Source organism: Pseudomonas syringae pv. coryli str. NCPPB 4273 (genome assembly GCF_000972175.1).
GTDB classification, from domain to species: domain Bacteria; phylum Pseudomonadota; class Gammaproteobacteria; order Pseudomonadales; family Pseudomonadaceae; genus Aquipseudomonas; species Aquipseudomonas syringae.
On record NZ_AWQP01000046.1, the window covers coordinates 67134 to 77760 of the forward strand.

General features: G+C 60.3%; 10 protein-coding genes. 3 read left to right on the top strand and 7 right to left on the bottom strand.

Annotated elements, in window-relative coordinates:
• Position 1: 1 nt before the first annotated feature.
• Genes P406_RS18705 through P406_RS18730 form a run of 6 tightly spaced genes read right to left on the bottom strand, consistent with a single transcriptional unit; the run spans position 2 to position 6871 of the window.
• Positions 2-1345: a DUF58 domain-containing protein gene (locus P406_RS18705; protein ID WP_046236984.1), complete on the bottom strand. Its 1344-nt coding sequence runs from the start codon at positions 1343-1345 to the stop codon at positions 2-4.
• Positions 1342-2382 carry an AAA family ATPase gene (locus tag P406_RS18710; protein WP_046236985.1) on the bottom strand — a complete coding sequence of 347 codons (1041 nt, stop codon included), beginning with the start codon at positions 2380-2382 and terminating at the stop codon, positions 1342-1344. Before P406_RS18710 ends, P406_RS18705 begins: the two co-directional genes overlap by 4 nt.
• Positions 2379-3596, bottom strand: coding sequence for a DUF4350 domain-containing protein (locus P406_RS18715; RefSeq protein WP_046236986.1), 1218 nt, complete (start codon positions 3594-3596; stop codon positions 2379-2381). The genes P406_RS18710 and P406_RS18715 overlap by 4 nt, the downstream gene beginning before the upstream one ends.
• The gene (locus P406_RS18720; protein ID WP_046236987.1) at positions 3593-5182 is read right to left on the bottom strand and encodes a DUF4129 domain-containing protein; all 1590 of its coding nucleotides are present in this window, start codon (positions 5180-5182) and stop codon (positions 3593-3595) included. The genes P406_RS18715 and P406_RS18720 overlap by 4 nt, the downstream gene beginning before the upstream one ends.
• A complete protein-coding gene (locus tag P406_RS18725; protein WP_046236988.1) occupies positions 5169-6149 on the bottom strand; it encodes a stage II sporulation protein M in 981 nt (326 codons plus the stop codon). The genes P406_RS18720 and P406_RS18725 overlap by 14 nt, the downstream gene beginning before the upstream one ends.
• The gene (locus P406_RS18730) at positions 6146-6871 is read right to left on the bottom strand and encodes an RDD family protein (RefSeq protein WP_046236989.1); all 726 of its coding nucleotides are present in this window, start codon (positions 6869-6871) and stop codon (positions 6146-6148) included. The genes P406_RS18725 and P406_RS18730 overlap by 4 nt, the downstream gene beginning before the upstream one ends.
• A gap of 180 nt (positions 6872-7051) precedes the next feature.
• On the opposite strand from P406_RS18730, the gene sbcB reads away from it, so the two are divergent.
• Positions 7052-8482 (top strand): exodeoxyribonuclease I, encoded by a 1431-nt coding sequence (gene sbcB, locus P406_RS18735; protein ID WP_046236990.1) that lies wholly within the window; start codon positions 7052-7054, stop codon positions 8480-8482.
• A gap of 73 nt (positions 8483-8555) precedes the next feature.
• On the opposite strand, the gene mvaT is transcribed toward sbcB, so the two are convergent.
• Positions 8556-8936, bottom strand: a complete 381-nt coding sequence (gene mvaT / locus P406_RS18740; RefSeq protein WP_002554971.1) for a histone-like nucleoid-structuring protein MvaT — start codon at positions 8934-8936, stop codon at positions 8556-8558.
• A 358-nt stretch (positions 8937-9294) separates the two neighbouring features.
• On the opposite strand from mvaT, the gene purU reads away from it, so the two are divergent.
• Positions 9295-10146 carry a formyltetrahydrofolate deformylase gene (gene purU / locus P406_RS18745; RefSeq protein ID WP_003413243.1) on the top strand — a complete coding sequence of 284 codons (852 nt, stop codon included), beginning with the start codon at positions 9295-9297 and terminating at the stop codon, positions 10144-10146.
• Positions 10147-10223: 77 nt separating this feature from the next.
• Positions 10224-10424 carry a hypothetical protein gene (locus P406_RS18750; protein WP_046236991.1) on the top strand — a complete coding sequence of 67 codons (201 nt, stop codon included), beginning with the start codon at positions 10224-10226 and terminating at the stop codon, positions 10422-10424.
• The last annotated feature ends 203 nt before the right edge of the window (positions 10425-10627 follow it).

Here is a 10627-nt window from a genome sequence, read left to right on the forward strand (position 1 = left end):
TTCATAAAGTCCCTGCCTTTTTCCAGCTCATGTAACGGTTGACCAACTGTGGCCCCAGTTCTCCTGGCCGCGCATCCATGATCACGATGCCTTGCGCACTCAGACGATCGTGCAGCGAAGCGCGGGCGTTGAGAAAGTCGATCGTCCCGCAGTAACTCAGCGCTTCATCGTAGGTGTGTACCGGTGAGTGGCGCAGGCCGTCGAGGACTTCTTCGCGCAGACTGGCGATCAGTACCCGATGCTGTTTGCCGAGCTGCCTGGCAGCGGCCAGCAGTTCTTCATCGTCTTCATCGCGCAAGTTGGTCATCAACACCACCAGTGAGCGTCTTTTATGACGAACCATCAACTGGCGCACGGCGGCGCTGTAGTCAGCGGGGCGCCGGGTGGTCTGCAGGTCATAAACCGAGTTGAGCACCCGATTCAGCTGCCCAGGCCCCTTCACCGGCGCCAGATAACGATCCTGCTCGCCGGCAAAAGTCGCAATACCGACAGAATCACCCTGACGCAGCGCGACATAACTCAGTAGCAGGCAAGCGTTGAGGGCGTGATCGAAGTGAGACAGGTCGCCGTCCTGACTGCGCATCCGACGTCCACAATCGAGCATGAAAACGATCTGCTGATCCCGCTCGTCCTGGTATTCCCGTGCGATGGGCGCTCGCTGGCGGGCGGTGGCTTTCCAATCAATCTGGCGCAGGCTGTCGCCCTCGCGAAACTCACGCAACTGGTTGAATTCCATGCCCAGCCCGCGGCGTTGCAACTGGCGCACGCCCAGTTGGCTCAGCCAGTTATCCACCGCCATCAATTGACCGCTGCAGAGGCGGGCGAAATCCGGATAGACCCGCGTGGTGCCGGGCACTGTCAGGTAGCGTCGTGTCGTCCACAGGCGCAACGCCCCCGGCAGGCTGATTTCGCACTGCTCAAACGTAAAGTGACCCCGGCTTGACGGGCGCAGACGATAGCCGATGCTGCCTTTGCCGCGTGCGGCCAGGGTGAGGGACTGAGGCAGGTTTTGGTGTTCCAGCCCGTGCGGCACATGATCGAATAACCGCACGGTAACGGTTCTGCCACCGTCGTGCTGCACATCGAGTCGGGCTTCGTTCCAGCGGTCCAGCGTCAGACTGCCCGCCAGCTGGCGCTGCACGCGTGGCGAGGGGCTTCTGAGCAGCCAGATTGCATCAAGCACGCTCACGACGACGAGGGCCAGCAATGCTCCCCAGTAAAGGTCGTCGATTTTTGCCGGATACTCGATGCCCAGCGCATGAAGCGTTCCGAGCAGCAAGGCCACGCCCGTTAGTCCGCCGAGCCAGCGCAGCAGCGTTATCGACGGCTTGAGGACCTGTTTCACAGGCGCGGTGCCGAGACCTGGTCGAGGATCTGCCTGAGCACCTGATCCACCGACAGCCCTTCGATATCCAGCTCAGGTGACAGCCTGACCCGATGTCGCAGCACCGCCAGTGCACAGCCCTTGATATCGTCCGGAGTCACGAACTCGCCGCCACGCAACACGGCTCGGGCCCGCCCGCCACGCACCAGCGCAATCGAAGCGCGAGGGCCTGCGCCCTGACTCAGACCTGGCCAGGTGCGCGTGCTGCGTGCCAGTCGCACGGCGTAGTCCAGCACTTGCTCATCAATGGGCAGCTCGCTGGCAATGCGTTGCAGCGCCTGAACCTCGCGGGCCTGCATGATGACCCTGAGCGGTCGCACATCCAGCATGTCAGCCCGGGACGAGCGGGTGACCTGACGCACCATGTTCAGCTCTTCCTGCGCTTCGGGATAATCCATGCGCAGTTTGAGCATGAAACGATCCAGTTCGGCTTCCGGCAATGGATACGTGCCTTCCTGTTCGATGGGGTTCTGGGTCGCCAGCACCATGAACGGCTGAGGGATCGGCAGGGCGCGCCCTTCAAGGGTGACTTGCCGCTCTTGCATCGCTTCGAGCAAAGCCGCCTGGGTCTTGGCCGGTGCCCTGTTGATTTCGTCGGCCAGCAGCAGGTTGGTGAACAGCGGCCCCTTGCGCAGCTTGAACTGCTCGGTCTGCATGTCGTACACCGCATGACCGGTGACATCGCTGGGCATCAGGTCCGGCGTAAACTGGATGCGGGCGAATTCGCAGCCGATGCAACTGGCCAGCGCCCGAACCAGCAGCGTCTTGCCAAGCCCCGGGACACCTTCCAGCAACACATGGCCGCTACCGATCAGCGCGGTCAACACGTCGTCGATAACCGCATTTTGTCCGATCACGGCCTTTTGCAGCTCGTTGCGCAACGCCTGGGCCAGCTGGCTGGCGCGTTGACGCTGCTGCAACTGGGTGGTGGATTCGGCTGCGGGCTCGGCAAGTGACTCGGTGCTGCTGCCTGATGGGGCGGGTGTTTGATCGCTCATAGGGCATTCCTGAGAGTTTGCAGGTGGGCTACCTGGCGGGTGAATTCGCTGTGTGACAGGCGTTGCGGCGGGCGAGGGCGCAGTGCGTCGCTGATGGCGCTGGTGGGCTGACGGGTCAGGCGTGCAAGCACTTGCCATTGTTCGGCAATGACCAGCCGCTCGAAACCGGGATGCAGTTGGCGGGCGCGACGCAGGATGTCCTGTTGCAGGCGTTTGATCAGCGTCTGCTGCCCGGTGTGTTTGCGCAGGAACTCGGCACTGGCGCGCAGGTGTTCGGTCAGTTGGCGGCGTGCAAGTGGCGCGGGCCTACGCAACGGGCCCTCGCGCAGACCGATGTGCCACAGACCCAGACCGATCAGCAGTGCCAGCGTCAGCAGCGCCTGAGGATAGTTGCGCAGCAACAGGCTCAGCAGGTTGTCGTGTTCGGTTTGCAGCACCAGGGTCACCTGGCTGTCCTGCGTCAGATACCAGAGCAGCCAGGCATTGTCATAGTGGCCGATCGAGCGGGTTTTCCACAGGTTGGCGTCTGTGATAACCGTGATCAGCCCATTGCCCCGGCTTATTTGCAGCAGGTGTGTGGCATCGGCGCTGTTGGCCCAGGACTGGGCGTGATCTTCCGGGTCTTCGAGGTGAAACGCCGGATCGAAACTCATGTAGGCCGGGGCGCTCTCGTTTTCCAGGTACAGGCGGGTCAGCTCTGGCCAGGGCATTTTCTTGTGTTTGGGGGCGGGCGTCATCAGCGGGATGGGCAGTGGCGGCTGAGCGTCGGTCAGTTGCTGTTCCTTGGCATTGATGTCTTTGGTGAGGTACTGGTGAATCTGCAGACTGTCCAGCAGCAAGTCACCGCTGCGGCCTTTTTGTTCGTCCCAGAGTTGTTCGGCGACGAACAGCAGGTGCCCGCCTGCTTCGGCCCAGTCCAGCAGTTTTTGAGTTTGCGTCGGCGTCATGTCTTCCCGGTCATCGAGTAGCAGCAGGGTCTGGGTGCTCTGACTCGGGTCGGGAAGCTGGGCCAGTGTATCGACGGTAGTCACTGTGACAGAGAGGCCACGCAGAAAATGCTCGGCCGCCAGCCAGGGATTGGCCTTGGCCTGTGGCGAGGGGCCCTGATCGACCGTTTTCTCGTAGCGCTCGAGCTGAGTGCTCAGAAACAGCGCGCCACCTGCCAGCAGCAACAGGACCAGCAGCCCGATCAGCAGTCCGGTACGGCGGCTCATGGCTGCGGTGCCTGGTTGAACAGGCGACGCCAGCCATCGCAGAGTTCCTGTCGGGCATGCGCCGGTGGCAGGCGATGCCCGTAGGCGAGGTTTTGCCAGTGTGCGGTCAGCGCGCGGCTGAATTCACTCAGCAGCGGCTGGTTGAGCGCGGCGATACGTTCGAGTACCTGACTTTCGGTATCAGCATTTCTCAAGGGCAATCGATAGTCGCTCAGCAAGCGGCTGAGCAAAGCGCGGTACAGCAGACCCAGCGCTTCGCGAGGCTGGCTGTTCCAGAGCTGCTCGGCCCGGCCGGCAATGTCATCGGGCAGGCTTTCGGCATTCACTTGCAGACCAAAGAGCTGCTCGGGTGCCGGGCGGGTGGTTTTGGCCTTGTCGGTCTTCCGGCCAACGAAGGTCCTGAACCAGTCCCGGTAACGAAAGATCACCAGCCCCACAAGCCCGATGACCACGCCCCACAGCAGTACTTCAATCAGGCTGGCCAGGGCGCTCGCTGCGCGCAGAAGCCGGTTGAGCCAGGTCATCAGCCAGCTCTGATCACGCGTGTCCCGAGCCGCAGACTGGCCTTTCTGTTTTTCAGGAAAGCGCCAGCCGGTTTCAGTCTTGGGATTGCGGAAGGGCGGCTGTTGCAGAACGTTCTGGATCTGGCTGCGCGCCGCTTCGCTGGTCAGCGACTGGCGGGTCAGGCGTGGCGTGTCGGGTGCCGCCACGGACGGAGCGGATTGCGCAGGGGCGGACTCCGGCAGCGGGCAACTGTAGCTTGGCTGATCGGCCCAGACCGGTGCTGGCGCTGCCGAAAGTACCAGCCCGACGCCCATCAACACGGCATAGGCCGTACCGATCAGACGCTGGCGCAGGCGTCGGAAGATCAGTTCTATATCCCAGGCTTCAAGAACTGTGCGGCGATTCAAATACAGCGTGAAGCCGCAGGCGACATATACGGGCTCCCAAAGTATCAACGCCAGGGCATAGAAGAGGTTGGTCAGGTGGTCGATCCACAGCCATTGGTTTTCGACGTCGAGCAGACTCATCCAGTGCCAGTCGATCTGTATCTGCTGCGGTATCAGGGCGTAGAGCAGGACCAGCAGGCCTATCCACAGTGCGTATTCCAGGTGTGCGCCAACGATGGTGAGCAGCTGTGCGGCACGCAGGTCTTTCTGGCTGAGCAGGCTGATGCGCAGGGCGCGCTCGGTGCCTGCCAGATGCTCCAGTTGCTGCACCGGCAGTTGGAAACTGCGACTCAGGGAAAGACGTCGCCACAAGAGGCTGGGCAGCAGTTGCTCCTTCAGGGTTGCCGGCCATGCCTTGAGGGCCTGTCGCAGTGTCGGCGTGGCACCGAACAGTGACTGCGAAAGGATCAGCAGCGGCAACCGTTCGAACGCAGGTTTGAGCCACCAGAACAGCAGAATGGCAGCTGTTGGGTAATCCCATAAGAGTGCACTGAGGACGCAGAAAAAGGGCAGGGTGACGATTGCCCAACTGCTCATCAAAACACCGCGGTGCCGTCCGGCGAGCAGTACGCCCAGGTCGATGGCTTCCCAGGGCGAGCGAGGGCGTATGGCAACAGTCGACTCAGTCAGGCGCATGAGGTGTACGTCCCGCCAGAGTCAGATACGCGGCCACCAGCAACCACAGGACGGTACCTGTCAGGTACTTGAGAAGCGGTCCGGGCCAGGTCATCGATGACCAGTACGCCTCGACGAAGGCTGCGATCAGCAGAAACAGGATAACCCCGCCGACCAGCTCCATGCTGGCCCGCGCGGCGATGCGCAGTGCGGCACTGCGCGTCAGCCTTCCCGGAGCCAGCAAGGCCCAGCCCAGCTTGAGGCCCGCCGCCCCGGCGAGGGCGATGGCCGTCAGCTCGAAGGCGCCGTGACCGATGACGAAGGGCCAGAAGGTCTGCCCGTAACCGATGTCTGTCAGGTGCCCGGCGATTGCGCCGGTCATCAACCCGTTGAAGAGCAGGAAAAACAGACTGCCCAGCCCGAACAGCAGGCCGCTTGCATAGGTTTGGAAGGCGATGCCGATGTTGTTCATGATGTAGTAGCCGAACATCATCCAGTCCGTATCGGAACCCCGTTCGACGGGCTGACCGACCCGGCTGGCCGACGGGTCATACATACTCTGCATGTCTGCCAGTTGCTCGGGGCTGACGACGCTGTAGATCAGTTGTGGAAAACCATACACCAGCAGCGCCATGCCGATCAGGCTGCCGAACAGCAGCAGGCTGGCAACCAGTACAAAGCGCCACTCGGCCCGCACGCGTCGCGGAAAGCCGCTCAGAACGAAGCTCAGCAGTCGCACTCCGGCAGTGCTGCGGTGGCGGTAAAGTTGCTGATGACCGCGCATGGCCAAATGATGCAAGGGGTCGACCAGGTGGCTGCTGTAGCCGCGCTCCTGCGCGAGCGCCAGATGGTGGCAGAGGCGTCGGTAATCACCGGGAAAGGTCTCGCCGCCGCTGACATCGCCCTTGCCCTGTTCAAGGGCCGTCAGGCGCTGCGCGAAGCGTTGCCACTCCTGCTGATGGCGGGTTTCAAACAGGCTCTGCTTCATGTCGGCCCCAGCAGGTTGCGGGCGATGCCGTTTACATGGGCGACCGCCGTGTCGGCGGGGATACGCAAGGGTTCGGCGAGGATGGCCGCCAGTTCCTGGGTTCGCGCGCTGGACAGTTCACCCTGCCGCTCCGCCAGGCCGAGCACCGCCCGCTGTTCATCCAGACGCAGAGCAAAGGGCACCATGACCGGTTCGGCCTGCGGCAGGGTAGGGCGCGCCACCGGCCGGTCGCTGTAAATCACCAGCGTTCCGGCGGCGAGATCACCCAGCCGTTTGAATAGCGGATGGTTCAGACAAGTGATCGCCCCCAGCCCGTAGCCCAGCGGGAGCATGTCGACGAAGCGCAGCAGGTTGCGGATCAGCGACGAAGCCCAGTCTATGGGCGTGCCGTCGTCGTGCACCACTCGCAGCCCGAGCAGGCGCTTTCCGGGTGTGCGTCCCTGGTTGAGCACTTCAAACAGCACCATGTACCACCAGTTCACCAGAAAAAACACCAGGGCGGCCAGACCCATGCCGAGCTTGTCGAACAGCTGCAGAAGCACAAAGAACACGCCGAGGAGGGCTGCGCGAATGGCGAAGTCTATGCCGAACGCCAATGCGCGGGAAACCAGCCCGGCAGGGCGCAGAAGCATATCGATGCCTTCTGGGGTCTCGATTTCAATACGCGTGTCCAACGGCGTGGGCAGCGCTGCATTCCTTGGCGAAGCGGGACGGGATGACATTGTCGGAAGGACGCGCCTGAAAACGAAAACTGATGCTAGCTACCGCAGCGGAGCTAAGCAACCGACCATTCAATACGCGGGCTGTAAGAAAACATTTCCCGGTGCGCCGGATACGACCCGATTAGCCAATGACACCTGTCACGCCCTACACTTCGCGGGTCTTTTGTTCAGGATCAGCCCGTGACCTCCAGCATCTTCTGGTACGACTACGAAACCACCGGTATCAACCCGCGCAATGATCGTGCGCTGCAGATGGCCGGAATTCGCACGGATACCGACCTCAATGAAATAGCGCCTCCGGTCAATCTGCACTGCCAGCTCAGCGATGACATCCTGCCTCATCCTGCCGCCTGCATGATTACCGGAATCACTCCGGCCACGCTGGCAGAAAAAGGCCTGTGCGAGGCCGATTTCATGACGCGCGTACATGCCGAACTGTCTGCGCCGGGTACCTGTGGCGCGGGTTACAACACCTTGCGTTTTGATGATGAAGTCACGCGCTACAGTTTTTATCGCAACTTCTTCGACCCCTACGCGCGCGAATGGCAGGGGGGCAACAGTCGCTGGGATCTGATCGATGTCGTGCGGGCCGCCTACGCATTGCGCCCCGATGGCATTGTCTGGCCGGAACAGGACGGCCGGGTCACGCTGAAACTGGAGCGGCTGACGGCTGCCAATGGTATTGATCACGGGCAGGCGCACGACGCGTTATCCGATGTGCGTGCAACTATTGCTCTGGCACGTTTGATTCGTGAAAAGCAGCCGAAGCTTTACGACTTTCTGTTCGCCTTGCGCAGCAAGCAGAAAGTCCAGGAACAGGTACGCCTGATGCAGCCTCTGGTGCATATTTCGGGACGTTTTTCTGCGGCGCGCCATTACCTGGGCGTGGTGCTGCCGTTGGCGTGGCACCCGCATAATCGCAACGCGCTGATCGTGTGTGATCTGCACCTGGATCACTCACCGTTGTTGCACGAGGACGCTGAAACACTCAAGCGGCGTTTATATACGCGGCACGACGCGCTGGGCGACGGCGAATTGCCCGTGCCGCTCAAACTGTTGCATATAAACCGTTGCCCGGTGATCGCGCCGCTGGGGGTGCTGCGCAGCGAAGATCAGCAGCGGCTGCAACTGGACATGGCTGGCTATCAGGTGCGCGCAGCGCAATTGAGTGAACGCCGCGAAGTTTGGCACGATAAACTGGCGGCGGTTTACGGCAAGGACGATTTCGCCGCAAGTGAAGATCCCGAACAGCAGTTATATGACGGTTTTATAGGTGATCGTGATCGTCGACTGTGTGAGCAAGTTCGGCAGGCCGAGCCCGAACAACTGGCGCGTGACGCCTGGCCGTTTGATGATGCCCGATTGCCTGAATTGTTATTCCGGTATCGCGCTCGTAACTTTCCTGACACCTTGAGTGGCGAAGAGCAAACACGCTGGCGGGATTTCTGTCAGCAGCGCTTGCGCAACCCGGAATGGGGCGCTCCCAACACCCTGCATGACTTTACGGCCGCATGGGTAGAATGCTCCCTTAGTGCCGCGCCAGAGCAGTTGAAGGTGTTGCGGCAATGGCAGGATTACGCACACGAACTGAGTAACCGTCTGGGCGTATAGAAAATACCGGGCAATAAAAAACGCCAGCAAGCTGGCGTTTTTGCAATCGCGATGAACCGCGATCTGGTGAAGCTTAGCCCAGCAAAGTGGCCCAGCTTTCAACGTCGTCGCTGCCCCACTTGGCTTTCCACTCTTTCAGCGTCTTGTGGTTGCCACCTTTGGTTTCGATGACTTCACCGTTGTGCGGGTTCTTGTATTGCTTGACCTTGCGCGCGCGTTTGGTGCCGGCAGGTTTAACAGCGCCGCCACGAGGGGCCTTGTTTACCTTGGCATCCGGATCCAGCAGGGCAATGATGTCACGCAGCGACTTTTGGTATTCGCCCATCAGCGTGCGCAGTTTGCCTTCGAATTCCAGCTCGGTTTGCAGTTTGTCGTCTTGCGACAGGTTCTTCAAACGGGCTTGCAGTTCTTTGATGGCTTCTTCTGTAGCGCGGTATTCGTTGATCAGGGACATGAGGAGACCTTATGTTGTGAGGGTTGCAGGGATACAGTGCGGCAATAATAGTCACTGTAAATGAGCAAGTAAACATTAAATAAAAGTTTTATTTGAATTATTTAGCAATATACACACGTCCTACAGACGTCTGAACTAGGGGCGCGTCACGTGTCCTTCAAAAGATCGCCGCTATAAAGCCCTCTTTATTACAGGTTTTGTTTAGCGGTGGGCATCCGGAAAACGCATACTGGCAAGGTGCAATCTTTGGCCTTGGCGGTGTGCTTTTTCGCCATCTGAATTCAGGCAACAGAGATACTGCAGTTTTGCTGCGCAGCCGCTAGAATAGCGGCTTTGCGAAGTTCTGGAGTTTCCCCCAATGCGCACTTTTCGTCTGGTGATTGCTTGCCCGGACCGTGTAGGCATCGTTGCCAAAGTCAGTAACTTTCTGGCGTCCCATAACGGCTGGATCACCGAAGCGAGTCATCATTCGGACAATCTCAGCGGCTGGTTTTTCATGCGTCACGAGATCCGTGCCGACACCCTGCCTTTTGACCTGGACGGCTTCCGTGAAGCCTTCACGCCGATTGCCGAAGAGTTTTCGATGGACTGGCGCATTACCGACTCGGCGCAGAAGAAGCGCGTCGTGCTCATGGCAAGTCGCGAATCGCACTGTCTGGCCGACCTGCTGCACCGTTGGCACAGTGACGAGCTCGACTGCGACATCGCCTGTGTGATCTCAAACCACCAGGACCTGCGCAGCATGGTCGAGTGGCACAACATCCCTTACTACCATGTTCCGGTGGACCCGAAAGACAAGGAGCCTGCATTCGCCGAGGTATCGCGTCTGGTCGGTCATCACCAAGCCGACGTCGTGGTTCTGGCGCGTTACATGCAAATTCTGCCGCCGCAGTTGTGCCGTGAATATGCCCATCAGGTCATCAATATCCACCACAGCTTCCTGCCATCGTTCGTCGGGGCCAAGCCTTATCACCAGGCCTCATTGCGCGGCGTCAAACTGATCGGCGCGACCTGTCACTATGTGACCGAAGAGCTCGACGCCGGTCCGATCATCGAGCAGGACGTCGTGCGCGTCAGCCACCGTGACAGCATCGAAAATATGGTGCGTTTCGGCCGCGACGTGGAAAAAATGGTGTTGGCCCGCGGCCTGCGCGCTCACCTGGAAGACCGCGTTCTGGTTCACGACAACAAGACAGTCGTCTTCGGCTGATCTATCTTTTCCGGAGCGCGTCTGTCGCGCTCCCGACTCAGCTGTCGGCAATGGTGCAACGCGCAAGGTGACAGCCAATGACCGATCCTCTCGACAAAGCCACTTCCACCGCTCCGGCAACGCTTGGCGAAGGCTGCCTGAGCCGCTATGACCCTGCTGAACTTACTGCGGAAAACGGCACTGATTTCGACGGTGCCGCAGCGCTGTGGCGCGAGCTGCAGCAAGCGCAAGCGCCTGTTGAAGGGCTTGAGGAGGAGGGCGCGCAGGGGGATGAGTGAGTCGAACCCTTGAGCGGTGCAAGGCATGCACCGCCCGAAGGGTTTTAGGCTCTGTACGAAAAGTGGCTGCGCTCGGTGATGCTTCGTTAAAAACAGGCTCGGAATGCTCATTTACAACACGTAGACTCCGCTTCCTCGCCTGTTTTTGCCTCGCCTGACCTTCGCTCGCCGACTTTTCGTACAGAGCCTAAGCTTTTAGTCGG